Raw genomic sequence first — 21421 nt, 5'->3', positions numbered from 1 at the left:
ATTTTGATAACCATAGCGTATAAAAAAAGCCACCCGAAGGTGGCTCTTATTTATCTTAAAAATTAATGTGTGGCATCAAAATTATAAGATTTTTGTTTTTCAGTATCGAATTTGCCTTCCCATTTACTAATCACGAGTACAGCAAGTGCATTACCAATCACATTTAATACAGTACGAGCCATATCTAAAATACGGTCAATACCGGCAATAAATGCTAAGCCTTCTAGTGGGATACCCACGCTGCCTAAAGTTGCCAATAGAACCACGAAAGACACACCAGGAACGCCTGCGATACCCTTAGAGGTAATCATCAGGGTCAAGACCAAAACAAGCTGTTGAGTGATGGTTAAATCAATACCGTAAAGTTGCGCAATAAAGATAGCAGCAATACTTTGATAGAGTGTTGAACCATCTAAGTTAAATGAATAACCGATAGGAACGACAAAACTGGTAATTGATTTTGGCGCACCATAAGCTTCCATTTTTTCCATCATACGTGGTAAAACGGTTTCAGAGCTTGCAGTGGAGTAGGCAAGAATAAGTTCATCTTTTAAGATTTTGATAATTGTCCAGATACTGAAACCACAGAATCTAGCCACAAAACCAAGCACAATAAAGATAAAGAACAGGATTGCCCCATAAACTAAAACAGCAAGTTTAATTAATGGTAATAATGAACTAAAACCAAAGTTTGCTACAGTCGCAGCGATCAAACCGAATACACCAAATGGTGCAAACATCATGATCATGTGAGTTACTTTGAACATTGTTTCAGAAACAGCTTTTAACACGTCAATTAACGGTTGCTTGGTTTCTTTAGACAATGAACCTAGACCAATACCGAAAATGACTGCAAAGAAAATAATCGGCAACATGTGCCCATCACCCATTGCAGCAAAAATATTCGGTGGGATAAGTGAAAGAACTGTATTCACTAAGCCATGAGCTTCATGGCTGACTTCCTGTGTCGTTTCTTTATATTGCGAAATATCAGAGGTTGTCAGTGTAGACATATCAATGCCTGCACCAGGTTGGAATACATTGGCAGCAACTAAGCCTACAATAATTGCAACTGTCGTAATAATCTCAAAATAAACAATGGTTTTTAACCCAAGTTTACCGACACTTTTACTGTCACCCGCATTGGCAATTCCTAAAATCAGCATGGAAAGCACAAGTGGAATTACAATCATTTTGATCAGATTAATGAAAATCTTACCCAATGGTTGTAAAAAGTTTGCAATGATGTCACCGCGAATTTCAGGTGCGTTGTGCAAAAAAGCACCAACAAGAATACCTAAGAAGAGCGCAATAACAATTTGCCAAGCGAGGCTAATTCTCATTTTCTTCATACTGAGCCCTTAAAATTCAGATTTTGGCGAAAAGGAAAACTCTATCAAAAAAACACAAAAGAAATCCCGCTAAAGCATGTGGGTGCATTAGGGTGGGAGATTCTGAGTATTCAGAGTATTTCGAAAATGGCCTATTCTGACGCTATTTGCGTCAGCAATACTAACTTTTTTATCAAAAACGCGTTCAAATGATTAAAAATAGTTCAGTTTGATTAAAAGATTCGATTTTATTGTTAATTTTAATTCATTATATAAATTAAATTTCACACAACTATTCTTATTTTTTATATGTTTGCGTTAGGCGTATATATGCCCATATCATCAAAATTCCTGTTAAGCATACGAGATAAATTAACTTAGGAATAATCACCTGAATCGGCACACCCATTTGATTTAACTGAATAAATAAATTAATCCCTTGAGTGGACGGGAAGAGGTGAGCAAAATACTGCATCCAAGTTGGCATTGCTTGCAGGGGCCAAGCTGCACCTGATAGTAAAAACAATGGAATTGAGGTGAAAACGATCAGATGTCCAGCACGTTCTGAAATATCTAGATAGCTGGCTAAAAGCATTGCCATTGCAATCACGCAACTAATAAAAATCGGAACGGAAAACAGCATGCCCCAGAAATTGCCACCTCTCGGGTAATCATTGATCCAGTAAGTGAAACCAAATAGATAATAGCAGCCGAGGCAACCAATCGTGAGTGCTGCTAGATAGATTCCAAAAAACTCAGCGGTTGTGGCTCGCCATCGTCGTTCACGATACCCCGCAATCAACATGCACAGACCTAGAACAATAGTCTGGTGAATGATCAGCGGTGCAATTGCAGGAAAGATATAACTGCCATATCCTGAAAGTGTGTTAAACAACGGGATTTGATGGATCGGAAGCGCGACTTGGAAATGTGAAATTTTGCCAAACCTTTCGGCTTGCTCTGCAACCGCATTTTCAATTGCAGTGGCTAAGCCTAAACCAATCTGTTTGGTTTTAAGAAAATAAGCACTACTGAGATATAAACCAATACCACCAGCCTCACCTCGAACCACACTATTGGATAGGTTCTCAGGTAATAATAAAATACCATCGGCTTTTTGCTCTTGAACCATCCGTTTTGCTTGTTCAAAATTTCCAGTAATTTCAGTGATTTTTACATTGTGACTTTTGGAAACTTCAGTAATGATGGTATTGCTCAGATAGCTTTGTTCTTCATCTACAATAATAATCGGCAAACTTTCAGCCGTTTGTGCTTTATAGGCTGTAGGATAAAAAATGCTATAAAAAAATACTGAAAGCACCATGGTGGTCAAAATAGACGAGTTTTTCCCAATATTTTTAAAAGTGTCTATATAGTATCGAGCGAGCTCTTTAAAGAATTTAATCATGTTTTACTCCTTTTAAATTTTTATTGAGGAGTAAACTTGATAATGCAAAATAGAAAATACAATATGCGGCAAGAATAGCTAGAGGAATCATCGAAATAAAACTAGGACTGCCAACAACCCATTGCTCAGTTTGTAATTTCGCATAAGGTGTATAGGGAATAATATTGGCCCAAAATTTGGTAAAAATTGGTGCATTATTTAAGGGAAGCGTTACGCCTGCAAAACTCAGCGAGGAGCCACCATAGACTGCAATAAATCCAAAAGTTTTAGATAAATTTTTAGTTGCGAGAACGACGGTACTACTGATCAGTGCATAGGCTGAATAAAGTAAGAACTGTCCAAGTAAAATCATCCATAGACTGCCAGCAATGAACCAACCTCGGATCACCACCAGCCAAAACAGCCATACCCAAGTCCAAAAACAGAAAATTAACACATAGACCATATTTTTTGCCAAAAGTGCATTCAATACAGATTTGTCTTGGACCCATTGATTTAAAGTGCCGTATTTCAATTCTTGACCCACTGCAAAAGCCACACAACAACACAGCAATAAGTGCAAAATTGCTGGAATCATAAAGGGTTCTAAGTAGAACTCATAACTGAGATTGGGATTGAACAGGGGAGAAATTTTTATATTTGCGGTGGAAAGTTCAGCATAAGGAATTTTATTTTCAAAATATGAATTTTTGGCAAAATCAGCAATGGCTTCAACTGTAGAGAGAAGCATTGCTGAAGAAATTCCATTACCAATACTAAAATAGGACTGATTAAAAGCAATACTGATCTGTGCATCTTGTGCTTGAACCATGCGTTGTTCAGCACCTGCTGGAATATGCACATATCCCCAAATCTTGGTCTGATTGAGCAGATGCTCAACTTCATTGGGATTGTCTGATACTGTGTAGATTGAAAGCGTGTGATTATGACTAAGATACTTTTCTATATTGCGACTCAGTTCACTCTGATCTTGATCAATAATTGCAATCGGTAAATGTTCAGCTTTTCCTGCATAAAACATACTACTGAATAAAATAATCACAAAGAGCGGGGCAAGTGTGACTAAGCATAAATCCCATTTATGCTTGAGCAAATATTGAAGCTCTCTTAACATGCCTGCCCACATGTTTATTGGCTCTCTTTTAATTTAAAGATCACGCTCATGCCTACTTTTAATTCAGGCACGGCTTCAGTGGGTGTAAGCTTGACTTTAAAACTACGAATATCATATCCACCTGTCTGACGTGTGGTTTTAATAGTTGCAAACTCACCTTCAGCATCTATATTTTTGATGTTAAATGACACTGTTCTATTGAGTGCGGGTATAAAACCATCTAAGCTTTTTGCTTGATAAACTTGGGTGTATTGATCTTCACGGACATTTAAACTGACCCAATTTTCTTCATCTTGAATAATACTCACAACAGGGACACCAATAGCCACCAGTTCTGAGGGTTTACCATAAGTTTTAGATACAGTGCCGTTTACAGGAGAATATAGTTTGGTTTCTGCCTCTAAAGCATTGGCTTCCGCAACAGCGGCTTTTGCAATTTCGACTTGTGCATCAGCCCCAGATTTTTGTTCAGCGGTACTGCCACGTTTTGCACGCGCATATTGCTGGTAAGCGGCTTCACTCATTTGAGTGGCTGATTGCGCAGCGGCATGCATTTCATCACGGCGTTGACGCGAAATTACCCCTTGTGCAAAGAGGTTGGCACCACGTTGATAGGTCGTTTTTGCAAGATTTTCTTGCGCTTTTACACTTTGCCAATTGGCATATAAGGTATCAATATTTTCTTGTTGAGAACCTCTGTCTGCCGTCGATTGTAAGGCTAAGGCGGATTGTAAACTTGCCAGTGCTTGTTGTTTTTTGGCAGCAATTTCTGGACTACTTAGAGTAACTAACAGTTGTCCTTTTTCAATTTTTTGACCATCGCTGACAAAGATGCCTTCTATCCGACTTGGAACTTTAGTGCTGACATGTAATGTTTCAGCCTCAACACGTCCTTGAACATCGACTGTTTTAGGTTGATAACTTTTCCATAGACCAAACGCAATCAATCCCAATAATAGAATTAAAATTATTGCGCCAATGCCCAGAATTGTTTTCTTTTTAGAAGGTTTTTGATCAGCGTTGATGTTTGTCGCAGCACTTTGTTCCTGTGCTGAGTCTCTGATTGGTGTCTGTTTTTCAGCTTCAATTTGATCGGCTGTAGGTTGTTGTGCTACAGCTGTATCAGATAAAGCAGTCGGATCTGTATTGTTTTGTGTATTCATTTCTGGATGAACTAAATTTTCATTTGATGAAATATCTGAGTTTGCATCAGCTTGCGAAGTTGAATCATTTTGTCCATTGTGATGGTCATGCTGTTTTGTCATTTTATGCTCCATCTTAACGAATATAATCTGTATTAGTTTGATTGACGTAGTCTTTAAATTGTTCAATAGAACCATGGCTTTGTAGCAAAGTTGCTAGAGAGAGTACGTATTTATAGGCATTGAGTGCTTTTTCTGTTTTGAGTAGGCTGAGTTGATTCTGTGCATCGATGACTTGAGTGGCGGTGCCCATATCTTCTTTAAATGATAATTGTTGGATTCTTAAATTCTCTAACACTGCTTGTTCATTTTGTTGCAGTAATTGATTGGACTGCTGTGCTGTGGCGAGTTCACTATAGGATTTGTAGATAATATTCTCAATCTCTTGTTGGGTGCGTGCTGTCATAAGCTCTGTTGCATATCTTTGTAATTCAGCGGCTTGGACATTTTTGTTTTTATCAATCCCTGAAAACAGGTTGTAGCGAGCAGCAACACCCACAATCCAGTTTTGGTTTTGATCTAAACTATATTCCCCAAACGCAAAAAGGGTTGGTTTTTTTGCGGCGCTCTGTATTTTGACATTCTGATTGGCAAGCTGCGTATCCATTTGCATTTTTCGAACTAGGCTTGAAGTTTCAGGATAAGAAGCAAGGAGTTGGTTGAGTGATTGGCTTTGCTGACGATTGACAAATAAGGGTGTCGTCAGTTGATCAATTTTGGATTTATGCAATAAATTTTGAAGTTGGAACTGACTGGCTTGTAAATTTGCCGAAGCATTTTGTTCTGAACGCTGGGCATTATTGCGCGCAACTTCAAATTGCATGCGCTGTCCTTTGCTAATAAATCCCTGTTTTTCAAGTTTGAGTGAATTGTCATAGTGTTGTTGCATTGCACTCAGATTGAATTGACTGGCATTGAACAGCTGTTGTTGTAATTGCACATTAAAATACGCCTGAATCACTTCAAAACGTTGTGTATCTTGCTGTTGTTTAGCATCGAGTTGACTACGTTCAACTTTTAAATTGGCAATCTGCTTTGTTGTCGAGGTAATCCCGCCAGTATAAATTGGCATCATCACAGAAACTGTAGGGCGAACAACTTCATCTTCAAGGACAACATTGGCTGTATCTGGAATTAAGCCAATACCACTATGAATTCCTTGGTTTAGTCCTTGTTTTAAAGGATCTGTGATATTCGATGGAATGTTCTGTTCAGATTGCCATTGATCAACCCGATCATTCACCCCTTGTGAAAGCGTCTGTTCCAGATTATTTTTGACCCCGTTTAGCGGAATATCTGTTTCAGTATGAAACTTATAGGCACGTACATTTAAATCGATGCGAGGTAGACCAATATTTTTGACAGCCTCTGCTTGAAGTTTAGATGCTTGATTGAGTGCTTGATTGGCTTGGGTGGTATAAGAATTTTCAAGTAAATATTGTTCTGCTTGTACATAGCTTAGATTTTCAGCAAAGGTGACAGATACAAAGACCGTATTTAAGGCTGCAAAACTGCTTACTTGTATCAATTTTGATAATGCTTTAAGTGAATAGCAAGTTTTAAATTTCATCTGAAAAATCATCAGCATTTGTTTAAATTTGAGACTATTCTAACCTTGAATGACTAGAATAAATAATCTAAATGTATACTTTAATATGTGTGGTTTTTGTAGTTTCGATCATCAGTATAAACCCGATTAAATTATAATCAAAACTATGATAATTCAATCAATAAATTGAATCTCAAAATATATCTAGGGAGAATAAAAATGGCAAGAATTACCGTTGAGTCTGTGGTCACAGCGCCAATTGAATTGGTTTGGGATATTTATAATAATCCTGAGGATATACAGCAATGGAATACCGCTTCAGCGGATTGGCATACAGTTAACTCTAAAAACGATTTACGTGTGGGTGGTCAATTTTCAAATCGTATGGAAGCCAAAGATGGCAGTATGGGCTTTGATTTTGCGGGCACATATACTGAAATTATTCCCCATAAAAAAATTGCCTATTCTTTTGGCGAGCGAAATGCTGAAGTTCAATTTGCACAGAAAAATGATGCTGTTGTGGTGAGAATTAGTTTTGATCCTGAAACGATCTATCCGATTGAACAACAGCAAGCAGGTTGGCAAGCAATTTTAGATAATTTTGCACGCTATGTAGAAAATAAAGTTTAGTTCTGCACAAACGTACAATACAAAACATTTCCACAGATTTACTTTGAGTTTCTGAAATTCGTTTAGATCAAAGTTGAGTGTTGTTGTGGAAATCTTTCTTTATACCTTGAGTGTGATGTATAGCCCCGGTCCTGTAAATTTCATTGGATTGAATTCAGGACTGCTTGGGCAGCTTAAACAATCCATCGGTTTTTTCATTGGGGTGGGTTGTGCAATGTTATTTCTATTTCTGACCTTGGGCTATGTTGGTGAGGCTGTTATTCCTCACCACTGGCTACACTATATTTCTTTGGTTGGGGCGGTGTATACCTTTTATATGGCTGTTAAAATGTTGACAGCCTATTTAGAAAGTACTGACAAAGCCGAACATCAACTGAGCTTCTTAAATGGTTTCTTAATTCAATTATTTAACCCTAAAGGGATTCTGGTTATTTTACCCGTCACGACAATTATGTATCCTGCTGCTAAAATTACAGGCGTGATGATTTTCGTTGTATCTTTGATCATTTCAATGGGTGCTGCTGGAGCGCCATTTGTATATGCTTTGGCGGGCAGGTTTTTAGGAGATAAAATTTCTGATCCTAAATGGTTTAATTATTTAAATAAAATTATGGCAATCATACTGATTGTTACAGGGCTTGGAATGCTACGCGATTTTATTATAGGAATGAATTTGCTGTGATGAAGCACCAGTTTGAAATGAATCTGTATGTATTTTACGCCTAAGGCAAGTGATTGATCTTTTTCCAATGCGCAGGGCTGAGCCCAAACGCTTGTTTAAAATGTCGGGTCATATGGCTTTGATCATAAAATCCAGCATCTGTTGCCGCCGCAACCAAAGAAGCCCCTTTGATTAAATTGATTTTAACTTTTTCCAGCCTCCGCATGGTTAAATAACGATGTGGGCTGGTTCCAAACAATAAACGAAAGTCGCGTGACAAACTCCAACGGTCGCGTCCAATATTTTTTTCTAAATCATCCAAGCTGATATTTTGTTCAGATACAGCATGAATAAATTCTCGAGCTTGTTCTGCTGCACGATAATCAAAACTTAGTCGTTGTGATAATGGTTGAACAGAAATTTCATTTAAAGCCATGGCCAGATCATACAGCGCATCTTCTTCTTCCAAGACTTCCATATGATTTTCGATGCTTTGTAGAAAAGTATTGGTGGCTTTAAATAATCGAGGATCTGTGCTGATCCCGTGTTGGATAAAGGGGAGAGGTTTACCCTTTAAAATAGATTGAATTTTTGCAGGTTCTATATACACCATACGATAGCGGAAACCATCTTGAGTACCTGATTCACCATCATGTTTTTCATCAGGATGCAGCACCATGGTCATACCTTGCTGGCTATGTTGCATGACACCTTGATAATGAAAACTTTGAACGCCTGAAAGTGTGCGACCAATGGCATAGGTATCATGCCGATGTGGTTCATAGGCATGATCATTAAAAAATGCTTCGATACGTTCAAATCGATCTGTTTCCGATGCTGTGCGAATCCAATCCTGATGATTTGATGCTGGCATTGAACATCTACCAATGAATAAAGTTTAAGCTGGATAAATTATAACTGAGTTCAGCTGATAAATTGAGTTTTCTATTGGTATATGGTTATGCGTAACGAATGTTCTAGTCTTGTGCAGTCAGCTAGAAAAGCAGGTAGATAACAAGTCATTGTTTTAGCGTTGTGTTTAAAAATATCAATGAGCAGTCTAACTAGAATATTTTGCTTCTCTCAATATCGATAGTTAATTGAATTATCAACTCTAAATCTCTAAACATATTGAAATATTGACTGACAAAGCTACTGCATGAAAGGTCGATTTGTGGTTAAATGCGCCTATTTCATTCGTTTCACTTTTAAAAAGGGAAAAATCATGCGCGCGTACAATTTCTGTGCTGGTCCTGCTGCATTACCTACTGCCGTTTTAGAAAAAGCTCAGGCTGAGTTATTGGATTGGCATGGTAAAGGCTTATCCATCATGGAAATGAGCCATCGTAGCAAAGACTATGTGGCTGTCGCTGAAAAAGCAGAAGCAGACTTACGTAAATTGATGAACATTCCAGAGAACTATAAAGTATTGTTCTTACAAGGTGGTGCATCACTTCAGTTTTCTGCAATTCCACTCAATTTATTGGGTAAAAATTCTAAAGCTGATTATATCCATACTGGGATTTGGTCAGAAAAAGCCACTCAAGAAGCGCAACGTTATGGCGATATCAATATCGTTGAAGCGGCAACAAGCATCAATGGAAAGCTTGCAATTTCTGAGCAAAGTACATGGAATTTGTCAGACGATGCGGCTTATGTCCATTATGCTGAAAATGAAACAATTGGCGGTATTCAATTTGCCAATATTCCAGAAACAGATAAACCTTTAGTTTCTGATTTTTCATCAAGTATTTTATCTGCACCATTAGACGTATCTAAGTTTGGTTTGATCTATGCTGGAGCACAAAAGAATATTGGTCCAGCAGGTTTAACTCTTGTGATCGTTCGTGATGATTTATTGGATCAAGCAAAACCTGAAATTCCAAGCTTGTTAAAATATGGTTCACAAGCAAAGAATGATTCTATGGTGAATACGCCAGCAACTTATGCTTGGTATTTGTCTGGTTTGGTTTTTGAATGGTTACTTGAGCAGGGCGGTGTAGACGCAATGTATAAAACCAACCTTGAAAAATCTAAACTGCTATATGGTTATATTGATTCTAGTGATTTTTATAATAACCCGATCGCACTTCCAAACCGTTCAATCATGAATGTACCGTTTACATTGGTAGATGAAGCATTGGATAAATTATTCTTGAAAGAAGCTGAAGAAAATCATTTGCTCAATCTTGCTGGTCATCGTTCAGTGGGTGGTATGCGAGCAAGTATTTATAACGCTGTACCTTTGGAAGGCGTACAAGCACTTGTCAACTTTATGGATGACTTTGCTCAACGTAACGGCTAATCTCACTTCAAAACATTTATGTAGTTGAACAGGACCTTAATTTTTCCTTGATTGAATAAACAGGGGAGGGGAACTTAGGGTCTGTAGACATTTCATAAATGGCTTGCGTTGTAGGTTAAAATTGAGCAGGCAAGGCATGAAACGAAGAGAATAGCGAGACTATTTTCGAGTTTCATAACGAAGGCTGAGATAATTTTAGCCACAACCCTTCGGGACTAGCGTGTTTTTTGCCGCTACGTCGTTACGAACTACTTATTTAGAATGACTAAATTTCGTATTTCGTGCCTAGTATCGCCTAAAAAGCACACGTAGTCGCAAACGTAGACGAATTGTCAACAGACCCTAAAGTCTTAGACATAAAAAAATCCCTCCAGAGTGAGGGATTTTTTTATGTGAGATAAATGTCGTAAAACATTAAGTCGTCGGGAATATGCCTAATATATGGATCATCATTGCAGCTAAAAACATACCTAGAACAAAAAAGCAGCAGGCTCCTTTATCCAAGCGTAAGTGAAAACCACTAACTTGATTGATTAGACTAGTCGATTGTTCAGGTATAATTTTCATTACTGAGCCTAGATTTTTAAATTATTGTTTAAATCCTATTGGTTCGTCGTATTTTTAACATAATTGACTGGTTAAATAAAGTGCTAAATTACATTATTAATATGTTGCGGCTTTTATTATCTCCCGATCAATAAAAATATTATGAATTTATAATCATGGTTTTGTGGATAGATTGTGGATAACTTGACTATTTTTTAGTCTTTATATGGATAATAATCCGATTTAGGTATAAAAACGAAGTCTATTTTTTAACAAGATCATGATATTTATTGGTTTAATTGTTATGCTTAAGCTGCTGTTTTTAAATTTATTTTTAAATTCGTTTTCTTGGGATTTTTCAAATAGGGGAATGTATTTATTATTTAAATAAACAGGCGATATTCTTCAACTTAAATAGTTTTAAAAAGGGCTTATTATTTAATTTTGAATTTAAACTGTGGATAACTGGTAAATTTGAATTCAAAAAGATAAAAAGTGAAGGGATCTATTTAGATATAATAGAAATGTTACAAAACATGTAATAAAAAAGCATGATGGGTTTTCCATCATGCTGATCATGTGTTTTTTGAATCAAGCAGCAGAATAAATGTTTGCTTGAATCCAGATATTACCGCGAATATATTGTCCAATTTCAAAATTTTTGAAAGCAAGATCCTTGGTTGCGATACGGACTAAGATTGCGGGTTGGTTCTCTTCAAGAATTAAAGTCACATCATAAAGGGTATAGTCTTGTTGCATAAACTGCATTTGAGTTTTACCGACCACTTTACCTTGAAACCAAGCTTCATCCTCTTGCCCTAGCGTTTCTCCATAGAGGTATGCCACCATTTTAGAAAAATCGACAGTAACAGGCGCTTTATCATCTTCTGACTTCGCTTCCCATGCATCAATTTGCTCTTGAAGGTTCTCAGGTGCAATACCATTATTTTGTGACAGGATATCGTTTAATGCACGATGGTGTTTGATTGAAGCAGGATCATCAACAATAATTTGTTCATGGTCAGAAACTTTTTCAAGTTCATAGGCCCATGCATTCAGTTGAACTTTATATTGCTGATCTTGCAAATATTGATGGCCGTTTACACTGTACAAGCTGTCAAATGCATAAACTACGCTATTTGTTCCTACTTTTAAGCTAAGTACTGCTTGAGTATTGGTTTTACAGGTAATAATACGGTCAATAGAAGCATTTAATTGATAGGGACTTTCAAAACTTGGGAAAGCCGTTTTTACAGCTTTAGGTTTGTTATTCTCAACATCAATCACTTGACAGAGCTGTACAGAAGAACCGCTTGGACCTTGGATTAACCAAGTTGATACATCCATATCGCATTCTTTTGAACAAAGCCCCATGGGCATCACTGGTGCATCCAAAGCCAAACCTAACCATTTGGGCACTTCGGACGTTGGATTTTCAGTCAATAGACTCCAATGTTCGACATGGCTACCAAAATTCTGATCTTCTATGATAATTGTTTCAGGTCTGTTTTGATTGTTCATTTTCACGATTTTAAATGCCTCTCTTATGCTATTAAATCGAGGGTGATTGCTAGATTTCAAGTCCTGAAATGTAAAATCATAAGAAAAACCAGAATATTAAACTCAATTGCTATAAACCACGCCCGAAATTGTACTTTTAATCACCAAAAGCGAGATGCAAAATTTGATTGAATCTGAAAGTCGTTAAAGATTTGCACGATAAATAAAAGAATATGCATAGGACAGCGAAGCGGCATTTTGCTAAAATGTTGAAAAATCTTTATCAGAGATGTTGTGTGCTGCCATTTAAACTTTGGGTCGATGCAGATGCTTTACCTAAAATTCTTCGTGAAGTGATCTTACGTGCATCAGACCGTTATCAATTAGAAGTTACTTTTGTTGCAAATCAGCCTGTGGGCATTACGCCGTCTGTACGGATCAACTCAATTCAAGCAATGTCGGGTGCAGATCAAGCTGACCAAGAAATTGTTGATCGGATGGGTGAGCATGATATTGTGATTACTCAGGATATCCCTTTAGCGGCACAGGTCATTGAAAAGGGTGGTGTGGCAATTCACCCACGTGGAGAGGTGTACACTTCAGCCAATGTCAAAGCTCGCCTACATTTGCGTGATTTTATGGATACTTTGCGTGGTGCAGGTGTACAAACAGGTGGGCCACCACCGATTTCTGAGCGTGATAAACGTGAGTTTTCGAGTAGCTTAGACCAAACCATTCTCAAGCAGAAACGTAAGACTTCGATATAAGTTTAATTCATGCTTTGAATAATCATCTGCGACTGATTTTTTCCACCTTTTGAATGACTCGATCTTGCTTTTCAATAGATCTTCACGTTGCGTGATTAAGATTTAATTGAATTTGCAAAGATCAATGTAGAAATTCATTTTTAAACCCAGCACATTTTAATTCACATCCAGCAGTCATTTAGGAATCTATATGCCCTCCAAATCCAACCTGATGACGACTTATATTTTATTGGTCTTCATTTGGGCAAGTACGCCTTTGGCAATTGTATGGAGTGTGGCAGATTTACATATGATGTGGGCTTTGGTTTTGCGGTTTTTTATCGCCTTGCCGATTGCTTTAATTCTATTGCTGATTTTAAAAGTTAAATTACCGTTCAATAAAATTGCTTTACATAGTTATTTAGCCGGCTCATTTAGTCTGATTGGTTCGCAAATTTTTACCTATGCTGCGACCAGTTATTTAAGTTCAGGTATTATTGCTTTGATGTTTGGATTAGCTCCAATTATGGCAGGGCTTATTGGTCGTTTTGTTTTTGGTCAAAGATTATTGGGGATTCAATGGCTTGGGATGCTGGTTGCTGTTATTGGCCTAGCCATTATTTGTACCAGTAGTGGGGCAAGTCAACATGTGCATCCTGTTGGAATCTTGTTGATGTTGATGAGTGTATTTACCTATGCTTTTTCGATCTTTTGGGTAAAAAAAGTAAATGCAGATGTTGTTCCGATGGCGCAAGCAACAGGTTCAATCTTGGTTTCTACGCTGGCTGCAATGTGTATTATTCCTTTTATTTGGCAGTATGCACCTACGCATATTCCCGAAACCAAATCATTATTGGCGTTGATTTATACCGTATTGATGGCTTCATTACTGGCGATGTTTTGTTATTTTAAATTGGTGCAAAATATTAAAGCCACGACTTTATCATTGACGACTGTGATGACCCCGATGATTGCCATGTTTTTAGGTGCGATGCTCAATAATGAAAAACCGACAATGAGTGTGTTTATTGGTGCGGCGGTTTTGATCTTTGGACTAATTTTATACTTCTATAAAGATTTTAAAGCACGTCAATTGCTGGCTAAAAAGATTGAAAATTAGCATCGAATTTTTCTTTTGTTTTTAGATTTTATCCTGAGTGATTAACCTTAAACTAAGTTTGGATTCATGCTTTTTAAATAAGATGTGTTTTTAATTTTTATACTAAGTTAATCATGCTACTTACAAAATGATGAAAGCCAATATGAGTTATTTTAAATAAAGCACTTTGTATAAAATAGTATATTTACTTCACTATTTTAGATAAAAGCAATCATGATAATAATTGAAGATATTGAGATAAAAGAATAAAGATAAATGGCATAGGATAAAAATAATAACCAAAATGAGTTGAAGAGAAATGACGAAGCAGATCCGCTTTAACGCCTTTGAAATGAATTGTATTGCCCACCAATCTCCTGGTTTATGGCGTCATCCTTCAGATCGTTCGACAGAATATAAAGATATTGAGTATTGGACTGATCTCGCTAAAATTTTGGAAAAGGGCGTGTTTGATGGCATTTTTATTGCGGATGTACTCGGGATATATGATGTTTACCACCACAGTGCAGAACATGCATTAACAGGTGCAGTACAAGTCCCGGTCAATGATCCTTTGCAAATTGTCCCAGCGATGGCTGCGGTAACACAGAACTTAGGTTTCGGTGTAACTACATCAATCTCATTTGAACATCCTTATCCTTTTGCACGAAGAATCAGTACATTAGATCATCTTACCAAAGGTCGGGTGGGATGGAATATTGTCACCTCTTATTTGGAAAGTGGTTCTAAGAACTTGGGGCTAACTACGCAATTAAATCATGATGATCGCTATGATGTTGCCGATGAGTATTTAGAAGTGCTGTATAAGCTGTGGGAAGGGTCTTGGGAAAATGATGCTGTTTTAAGAGATAAGCAGTCTGGAATCTTTGCTGATCATACAAAAGTTCATCCCATTTTACATGTGGGGAAATACTTTAAAGTCCCCGGTATTCATATTTGTGAACCTTCACCACAACGCACACCTGTGCTATACCAAGCAGGTGCGTCAGCTCGGGGACAAAAATTTGCAAGTCAAAATGCCGAATGTATTTTTATTGCGCCACCGTCAAAAATAGCAGCTAAGAAAATTGTTCAAAGTATTCGTGAAAAATTAAAACAGGAAGGGCGAGATCCTTATGCGGTTAAAATTTATACCTTATTGTCAATTGTAACGGATGAAACGGATCAAAAGGCACAGGCGAAATTTAAAGAATATCAGTCTTATGGAAGTTATGATGGTGCTTTAACTTTGGTGTCTGGTTGGTCTGGTGTGGATTTTTCACAGTATCAACCGCATGATAAAGTTGAGTATATTGAAACCAATGCGATTCAATCGATGTTAGATGCTTATGTCAATGCAGATCCTAAGCGTATTTGGACCATTGAAGAAATTGCCCATTGGAATAGTGTGGGGGGAAATGGCCCTGTATTGGTTGGTTCAGCCCAAACGGTCGCTGATGAGTTACAACAATGGGTAGAAGATACCGATGTCGATGGTTTTAATTTAGCTTATATTCTTGCTCATCAAACTTTTATTGATATTGTAGATTTCATTGTACCTGAGCTACAACGCCGTGGTGTTTATCAAACAGAATATCGTCAGGGGACTTTACGAGAAAAACTATTTCAACAAAGTGCTTATTTGCCAGAGAATCATCGAGGCGCACAATATCGCAAAGACAATAAGAATAGCTTAGCGCAAGCAAGTTAGTCTAAGTCCAATTTTAAATAAGCATCTAAAATAATTGTTTATTGCATATTGATTGTGCTTATCCGTTAGAAATTAGTCCACATTATGTGGGCTTTTTTTATGATTTTAATAGTTATGAATTTTAATGATAAATTTATGATTTTGTTTTGAATAATAAATGCATTTATTCATATAAATAGTATAAAAAAATAGTGCTAGTTTAAATCCATGCTTATTTAAAAGAGTAACAACAATGACTGATTTAAACCAAAAAAACTTTTCTTCTCAGACAGCGGTTCCTTTGCAATTTTTTGAATTGAATCATGATGCACATGTTATTCAATCAGATGCGGAAGCTATTCAAGTGGCGAAAAATTTGGCCAAAGAATTTGCCAAAGAGGCATCACAACGTGATTATGAACGTCGTTTGCCGCTTGAAGAGATACGGCTCTATTCACAAAGTGGTTTATGGGGAATTAATATTCCTCAGGCATTTGGTGGAGCTGAAGTGAAATATCGTACTTTAGCCGAAGTGGTGAAGATCATTTCTAGTGTAGACCCTTCGCTTGGGCAAATTGCACAAAATCATTGGGCTTTTATTGAGCATCTCCGTTTAGATGCCAGTCTTGAACAGCAACAATTTTTCTTTGCTGAAATTTTAAAAGGTCGACGTTTAGGCAATGCGTTTTCAGAAAAAGGCAGCAAGACCGTTGCTGACTTAGAAACCAAAATACATAAAACATCCCAAGGTTATGAAATTAATGGTCAAAAATTCTTTGCTACAGGGGCTTTATTGGCACATTGGGTACCTGTCGTAGCAGTTAATGAAGATGGGCTGCCTGTGGTTGCCTTAACGCCACGAACCACTACAGGTCTGGAAATTGTCAATGATTGGTCTGGATTTGGACAAAGAACTACAGCGAGTGGAACTGTGTTACTAAAACAAGTTCAAGTCGATGAAAAATATATTGTGCCGATTCACAAAGCCTTTGAAAGACCTACAGCAGCAGGTGCGATTTCTCAATTTATTCAAGCCGCAGTAGATGCGGGTATTGCTCGTGGTGCAATTGATGAAACGATTCAATATGTACGCTTACATTCACGCCCTTGGATTGACTCAGGTTTAGAAAAAGCCAGCGATGATCCGTATACCATTGCAAGTATAGGGGAGTTAAAAATCAAATTACGTGCAGCCGAAGCTGTTTTAGACTTGGCTGGTGATGCAATTGATCAAGCAATTGCCGAACCATCTGAGGAGAATGCTAATCAGGCGGCATTACTGGTTGCAGAAGCCAAGGTATTAACAACTGAAATTGCCATTCTGGCTTCAAATAGATTATTTGAATTATCAGGTACTCGTTCAACATTGTCTGAATTAAATTTAGATCGTCATTGGCGTAATGCCCGTACTCATACTTTGCATGATCCTGTACGTTGGAAATTTAATTTAGTCGGTAATTATTATCTCAATAACATTCACTTACCACGCCATGCGTGGAGTTAAGAATAAAAATAACCAACAGATGGAGAGAAAAAATGGGTAACTTAGATATTCAAAACCGTTTTATTGAAGATTTATCAATCTCAGCAGATTATGAAAAGGTTGCATCAAAATATCGTGCAATTTTTGAAAAAATTGCACAAGGTGTCGTTGAACGCGAGCAACAGCGTATATTACCGTATGAGCAAATAGACTGGTTAAAACATGCGGGTTTTGGTGCATTACGTGTACCAGTCAAGTTTGGTGGAGATGGAGTGTCTTTACCTCAGTTATTTCAATTGCTCACTGAACTTGCAAAGGCCGATTCAAATATTGTGCAAGCATTGCGGGGGCATTTCGCTTTTGTTGAAGATCGATTAAATGCACATAAGTTTAAGAACCAAGAATTATGGTTTAAACGTTTTGTGCAAGGGGATTTGGTGGGGAATGCATGGACTGAAATCGGTCATGTAAAAATTGGTGATGTGATTACCCGAGTAACTCAAAATAATAATCAATTGCTGGTCAATGGAAAAAAGTACTATTCAACAGGCACAATCTTTGCGGATTGGGTTGATTTATTTGCCTATGATGAACGTACGGATCAGCATGTTATTGCTGCGATTTCTCGACATGCTTCTGGAGTTGAAGTACAGGATGATTGGGATGGTTTCGGTCAAAAAACCACGGGAAGTGGCACCTTAACGTTAAGCAATGTTGCAATCGAAGCAGACCATATTTTGCCTTTTGAGCAACGTTTTAAATATCAGACTGCGTTCTACCAAGTCATTCATTTGGCAACCTTATCAGGGATTGCACAGTCAGCAGTTGCTACATTTATTCATGAAGTACAAAAGCGTGATCGTATTTTTAGTCATGGCAATGCAGATTTAGTACGTAATGATCCACAGATTTTACAGGTAATTGGTAAAGCTTCTGCACAAGCCTATGCGAGTGAAAGCATTACCACACAAACTGCAGAGGCTTTGCAGTGTGCATATATCAGTCACTTTAGTGAATCCGAAGTAAAAAATATTCAAGCAAATAATGATGCTGAATTAGAAGCGGCACAAGGGCAGGTGGTTATTTCTGATTTAGTCTTGGATTTAACCAGTAAGTTATTTAATGCGCTTGGCGCATCTGCAAGTACAACCACAAAACAACTTGATCGCTTCTGGCGCAATGCGCGGGTCGTATCTTCACATAATCCAGTCGTATATAAGGAAAAAGTGATTGGTGATTGGGAAGTCAATCGCGAACCATTGCCTTTTGTTTGGCAAATTGGAACAAGCCCAAAAGTTGGCGCTGCCTAGAATTTAAATTTTAACCACCTTTAGTCCAAGGCTTGCTTATGCAAGCTTTTGATTTTTATAAAGACCATAAAGAACAATAATTATTGTACTCATGAGTATACAAAATGGCGGATTTGGTACTATGAGGAGAAAACAAAGTTAAGTAGATTAGTACAGCAAAAAACAAATACAACGAGGAAATCATGTCGCTTAAAGGAAAAACACTTTTTATTACTGGTGCAAGCCGAGGAATAGGGCGAGAGATTGCACTAAAAGCTGCACAAGATGGTGCGAACATTGTGATTGCTGCAAAATCTACACAAGAGCATCCTAAATTAGGAGGCTCGATTTTTACTGTTGCTCAAGAAGTTGAGGCGGCAGGTGGTCAAGCTTTAGCACTTCAACTGGATGTACGTGATCAAGATGCAGTTGCGCTTGCCATGAAACAAGCAGCAGCACATTTCGGTGGAATTGATATTTTAATTAACAATGCTGGTGCGATTAAACTGTCTGGCGTAGAGACGCTTAATCCAAACCGTTTCGATTTAATGTATCAGATTAATACACGTGCTGTGATGGTATGTAGTCAAGCTGCGTTACCGTACTTAAAAAACAGTGACAATCCACATATTTTAAATCTTTCACCGCCGTTAAACTTGGATGAAAAATGGTTTGCCAGCTATGCACCTTATACCATTACTAAATATGGCATGAGTATGCTGACTTTAGGAATGAATCAAGAGTTTGCCAGTTATGGAGTGAGTGTAAACTCACTATGGCCAAGAACGATTATTGCCACAGCTGCAATTGAGTTTTCTTTAGGCGGTAAGCAATTATTTAGCAGAGCTCGTAAACCGAACATTATGGCAGACGCCGCTTATCGTATTTTAAACAGTGAGAAACGTGCTTTAACAGGACGTTTGTTGATTGATGAAGAAATCCTACGAGAGTCGGGTATTACAGATTTTTCTGAATATCGCTATGCTGATTCTGAGGATGAGTTGATGGTTGATTTGTTTGTTAAAGAATAATTGCTGAGCGGATCGCGCCAATAATCCGTACCGATTTTAAAATCCTGGTTTGATTGTTTAAAATCGGTACATTAAAACATTGGAAATTTTTATAAAAAAGCAGAAGATATAATATTGAATCTAAAAAATGAGTGAGATGTAATTTCGTGTATGAGTTAGATTGTAAGTTGCTCAGTATTTTTTACTATATCTACAAGTTTAAAAGTGTTTCTGTTGCCGCAGATCATTTAGCGATGAGCCAACCTACAGTAAGCAATATTCTGAACAAAATTCGTGTTCATTATAACGATCCGTTATTTTTACGGATTGGTAATGAAATGGTGCCTACAGAATTATCTAAACAACTTTATCCTTTGATCAGTGAAGCACTGAGTAAAGTTGAAATTATTAATAATTTTAGTGTGGATTTTGATGAAACAGCATCTCAGCAACAATTTACAGTTGCGATGACGGATGTTTCTCACTTAGTTTTATTGCCTAAAATATCTCAATATCTCAAAGCACATGCACCACATGTCAAATTAAATGTTCGCGCTATCACTTCTGAAACCAGTTATCAGATGGCAAATGGCGAAATTGATTTGGCGATTGGTTTTTTACCGCAATTAGAAAATGGTTTCTATCAACAAAAATTATTCGAACAATTTTATGTGGTGATTGCATCTAAAGATCATCCACGATTAACTCAACAAAGCATGACCGTTGGGCAGTATTTGAGTGAATCACACATCGATATTGATGCGGGTGTGGGGCATTATCACATCGCCAATGAGCTGTTAAATTTGGACTTAAAGCGTAATGTATTGATGCGTATCCCGAGTTATCTTGGTGTTGGCTTGGTGGTGCAAGATACAGACTCGATTGCAACCGTTCCTTATTATTTGAGCGAAGTCTTGTTGTCACGAGGAAACTTACAAATTTTTCCAGCACCAATTTCGTTTCCGACTTATTCGATTAAGCAGTATTGGCATATGTCATGTCACCATAAAACCAGCCATCAGTGGTTAAGACATATGTGTTATGAGATTTTTAGTCAGGTGAACTCCATGCCTCTACCCAGTCAGTTATTAAGCCATGGCGATCAGCCTGAAGTTTAGAGGATTTTTTAAACTAAATAGCTTAAGAACAGTTATCCTTTTAAGATTAATTCGCTTGATGCTCTGAATCGGTTAGCTTATCAGGTGTCATCAATGCTTGATTAACATAGAGTTTGATTAAGCGTTCACGAGAGCCAATAGACTTTTGATAGTGCGTAGAATTTAACAATAATGATGCGCCATAAGTCACTGTCCAGATATAAGACAAGTAATCGCGGATTGACATACTACTGTTTAAGGCTTTGAGATGTGCTCCGAAAAGATCTTTAATTTCTAGAATACGTTGCTCACGTATGCTATAAAGTTCTTCGAATAAGTCTTTGAGTTTACGTTCATTATTGGTTAAACGCTCTTCAATCACATGCAGTAAAATTGTTCGATTCGAATTTAACATGTTATATAACATGTATTCGGATACATAGATTTTAATATCGTGATGATAGGCTTTAGAAATATCTAAAAGTCGTTTTTCATTCAAAATAATCAGTTCAAGATACAGCTGGTTTTTACTTTTAAAATGTTTATAGATTGTTCCTTTTGCGATATCAAGTTCAGCAGCAAGCTCACTTAACGTAATATCCTGATTATTATCAAGCAATAAGGTTTCTGCCATTGCTAAAATTTTCTCTTTGCGAAGAAGAAAATTCTGTTGGCGCACTGAACTCATTCTATTGATCCAAAACCGCTGATGAAGAACTGGACTCAGAGTATATCAGCTATTTTGCTGATTCAATAAAACT

At 37.4% G+C, this 21421-nt stretch carries 18 protein-coding genes; 10 read left to right on the top strand and 8 right to left on the bottom strand.

Going from position 1 to position 21421, the window contains the following annotated elements; genetic code table 11:
* Positions 1 to 62: 62 nt before the first annotated feature.
* From gltP to MTO68_RS14840, 5 genes are all read right to left on the bottom strand, one after another.
* On the bottom strand, positions 63 to 1352 hold the full coding sequence (gene gltP, locus MTO68_RS14860; protein ID WP_004822623.1) for a glutamate/aspartate:proton symporter GltP: 1290 nt from the start codon (positions 1350 to 1352) through the stop codon (positions 63 to 65).
* 277 nt (positions 1353 to 1629) lie between these two features.
* Entirely contained in the window at positions 1630 to 2739 is a 1110-nt protein-coding gene (locus MTO68_RS14855) for an ABC transporter permease (RefSeq protein WP_244013120.1), read from the bottom strand.
* Positions 2732 to 3865, bottom strand: a complete 1134-nt coding sequence (locus tag MTO68_RS14850) for an ABC transporter permease (RefSeq protein WP_034613636.1) — start codon at positions 3863 to 3865, stop codon at positions 2732 to 2734. Before MTO68_RS14850 ends, MTO68_RS14855 begins: the two co-directional genes overlap by 8 nt.
* Positions 3866 to 3867: 2 nt before the next feature.
* Positions 3868 to 5118, bottom strand: a complete 1251-nt coding sequence (locus tag MTO68_RS14845; protein ID WP_244013118.1) for an efflux RND transporter periplasmic adaptor subunit — start codon at positions 5116 to 5118, stop codon at positions 3868 to 3870.
* Positions 5119 to 5131: 13 nt separating this feature from the next.
* Positions 5132 to 6625, bottom strand: coding sequence for a TolC family protein (locus MTO68_RS14840; protein WP_244013116.1), 1494 nt, complete (start codon positions 6623 to 6625; stop codon positions 5132 to 5134).
* Between the two features lie 198 nt (positions 6626 to 6823).
* Here MTO68_RS14840 and MTO68_RS14835 point away from each other — a divergent pair, with 198 nt between their 5' ends.
* Together MTO68_RS14835 and MTO68_RS14830 are read left to right on the top strand one after the other, a co-directional pair.
* Positions 6824 to 7234 carry an SRPBCC domain-containing protein gene (locus MTO68_RS14835; RefSeq protein ID WP_244013114.1) on the top strand — a complete coding sequence of 137 codons (411 nt, stop codon included), beginning with the start codon at positions 6824 to 6826 and terminating at the stop codon, positions 7232 to 7234.
* Between the two features lie 85 nt (positions 7235 to 7319).
* Entirely contained in the window at positions 7320 to 7916 is a 597-nt protein-coding gene (locus MTO68_RS14830) for a LysE family transporter (protein WP_004822610.1), read from the top strand.
* A 40-nt stretch (positions 7917 to 7956) separates the two neighbouring features.
* Here MTO68_RS14830 and MTO68_RS14825 read toward each other — a convergent pair whose 3' ends face one another.
* Entirely contained in the window at positions 7957 to 8769 is an 813-nt protein-coding gene (locus MTO68_RS14825; protein ID WP_244013112.1) for an AraC family transcriptional regulator, read from the bottom strand.
* Positions 8770 to 9120: 351 nt separating this feature from the next.
* Here MTO68_RS14825 and serC point away from each other — a divergent pair, with 351 nt between their 5' ends.
* Positions 9121 to 10200, top strand: coding sequence for a 3-phosphoserine/phosphohydroxythreonine transaminase (gene serC, locus MTO68_RS14820; RefSeq protein ID WP_004822607.1), 1080 nt, complete (start codon positions 9121 to 9123; stop codon positions 10198 to 10200).
* Between the two features lie 1137 nt (positions 10201 to 11337).
* On the opposite strand, the gene MTO68_RS14815 is transcribed toward serC, so the two are convergent.
* Complete coding sequence (locus tag MTO68_RS14815) at positions 11338 to 12267, bottom strand: hypothetical protein (RefSeq protein ID WP_244013110.1); 930 nt, start codon at positions 12265 to 12267, stop codon at positions 11338 to 11340.
* A gap of 245 nt (positions 12268 to 12512) precedes the next feature.
* On the opposite strand from MTO68_RS14815, the gene MTO68_RS14810 reads away from it, so the two are divergent.
* The 7 genes from MTO68_RS14810 to MTO68_RS14780 all read left to right on the top strand — a co-directional run bounded on the left by MTO68_RS14810 (position 12513) and on the right by MTO68_RS14780 (position 20681).
* Positions 12513 to 13013 (top strand): YaiI/YqxD family protein, encoded by a 501-nt coding sequence (locus MTO68_RS14810; protein WP_171066881.1) that lies wholly within the window; start codon positions 12513 to 12515, stop codon positions 13011 to 13013.
* Between the two features lie 190 nt (positions 13014 to 13203).
* On the top strand, positions 13204 to 14112 hold the full coding sequence (locus MTO68_RS14805; RefSeq protein ID WP_004822597.1) for an EamA family transporter: 909 nt from the start codon (positions 13204 to 13206) through the stop codon (positions 14110 to 14112).
* 298 nt (positions 14113 to 14410) lie between these two features.
* Entirely contained in the window at positions 14411 to 15802 is a 1392-nt protein-coding gene (locus tag MTO68_RS14800) for an LLM class flavin-dependent oxidoreductase (protein WP_244013108.1), read from the top strand.
* A gap of 232 nt (positions 15803 to 16034) precedes the next feature.
* Complete coding sequence (locus MTO68_RS14795; RefSeq protein WP_244013106.1) at positions 16035 to 17285, top strand: SfnB family sulfur acquisition oxidoreductase; 1251 nt, start codon at positions 16035 to 16037, stop codon at positions 17283 to 17285.
* A gap of 32 nt (positions 17286 to 17317) precedes the next feature.
* Positions 17318 to 18574, top strand: a complete 1257-nt coding sequence (locus tag MTO68_RS14790; RefSeq protein ID WP_244013105.1) for an acyl-CoA dehydrogenase family protein — start codon at positions 17318 to 17320, stop codon at positions 18572 to 18574.
* A 182-nt stretch (positions 18575 to 18756) separates the two neighbouring features.
* Positions 18757 to 19584, top strand: coding sequence for an NAD(P)-dependent oxidoreductase (locus MTO68_RS14785; RefSeq protein WP_244013103.1), 828 nt, complete (start codon positions 18757 to 18759; stop codon positions 19582 to 19584).
* A gap of 146 nt (positions 19585 to 19730) precedes the next feature.
* Positions 19731 to 20681 carry a LysR substrate-binding domain-containing protein gene (locus tag MTO68_RS14780; protein ID WP_244013101.1) on the top strand — a complete coding sequence of 317 codons (951 nt, stop codon included), beginning with the start codon at positions 19731 to 19733 and terminating at the stop codon, positions 20679 to 20681.
* A gap of 46 nt (positions 20682 to 20727) precedes the next feature.
* Here the strand turns inward: MTO68_RS14780 and MTO68_RS14775 are convergent, their stop codons facing one another.
* On the bottom strand, positions 20728 to 21348 hold the full coding sequence (locus MTO68_RS14775) for a TetR/AcrR family transcriptional regulator (RefSeq protein WP_004822589.1): 621 nt from the start codon (positions 21346 to 21348) through the stop codon (positions 20728 to 20730).
* Positions 21349 to 21421: the final 73 nt, after the last annotated feature.

The organism is Acinetobacter sp. NyZ410, from assembly GCF_022828975.1.
Taxonomy (GTDB): Bacteria; Pseudomonadota; Gammaproteobacteria; order Pseudomonadales; family Moraxellaceae; genus Acinetobacter; species Acinetobacter guillouiae.
Note: the sequence above shows the minus strand (reverse complement) of the source record. Positions and strands in the feature narration are given on the sequence as shown.

Bases quoted from the DNA above. Each gene is read 5' to 3' on its own strand.
- gltP (WP_004822623.1), bottom strand. From the start codon at position 1,352: ATGAAGAAAATGAGAATTAGCCTCGCTTGGCAAATTGTTATTGCGCTC.
- MTO68_RS14855 (WP_244013120.1), bottom strand. From the start codon at position 2,739: ATGATTAAATTCTTTAAAGAGCTCGCTCGATACTATATAGACACTTTT.
- MTO68_RS14850 (WP_034613636.1), bottom strand. From the start codon at position 3,865: ATGTGGGCAGGCATGTTAAGAGAGCTTCAATATTTGCTCAAGCATAAA.
- MTO68_RS14845 (WP_244013118.1), bottom strand. From the start codon at position 5,118: ATGACAAAACAGCATGACCATCACAATGGACAAAATGATTCAACTTCG.
- MTO68_RS14840 (WP_244013116.1), bottom strand. From the start codon at position 6,625: ATGAAATTTAAAACTTGCTATTCACTTAAAGCATTATCAAAATTGATA.
- MTO68_RS14835 (WP_244013114.1), top strand. From the start codon at position 6,824: ATGGCAAGAATTACCGTTGAGTCTGTGGTCACAGCGCCAATTGAATTG.
- MTO68_RS14825 (WP_244013112.1), bottom strand. From the start codon at position 8,769: ATGCCAGCATCAAATCATCAGGATTGGATTCGCACAGCATCGGAAACA.
- serC (WP_004822607.1), top strand. From the start codon at position 9,121: ATGCGCGCGTACAATTTCTGTGCTGGTCCTGCTGCATTACCTACTGCC.
- MTO68_RS14815 (WP_244013110.1), bottom strand. From the start codon at position 12,267: ATGAACAATCAAAACAGACCTGAAACAATTATCATAGAAGATCAGAAT.
- MTO68_RS14810 (WP_171066881.1), top strand. From the start codon at position 12,513: ATGTTGAAAAATCTTTATCAGAGATGTTGTGTGCTGCCATTTAAACTT.
- MTO68_RS14805 (WP_004822597.1), top strand. From the start codon at position 13,204: ATGCCCTCCAAATCCAACCTGATGACGACTTATATTTTATTGGTCTTC.
- MTO68_RS14800 (WP_244013108.1), top strand. From the start codon at position 14,411: ATGACGAAGCAGATCCGCTTTAACGCCTTTGAAATGAATTGTATTGCC.
- MTO68_RS14795 (WP_244013106.1), top strand. From the start codon at position 16,035: ATGACTGATTTAAACCAAAAAAACTTTTCTTCTCAGACAGCGGTTCCT.
- MTO68_RS14790 (WP_244013105.1), top strand. From the start codon at position 17,318: ATGGGTAACTTAGATATTCAAAACCGTTTTATTGAAGATTTATCAATC.
- MTO68_RS14785 (WP_244013103.1), top strand. From the start codon at position 18,757: ATGTCGCTTAAAGGAAAAACACTTTTTATTACTGGTGCAAGCCGAGGA.
- MTO68_RS14775 (WP_004822589.1), bottom strand. From the start codon at position 21,348: ATGAGTTCAGTGCGCCAACAGAATTTTCTTCTTCGCAAAGAGAAAATT.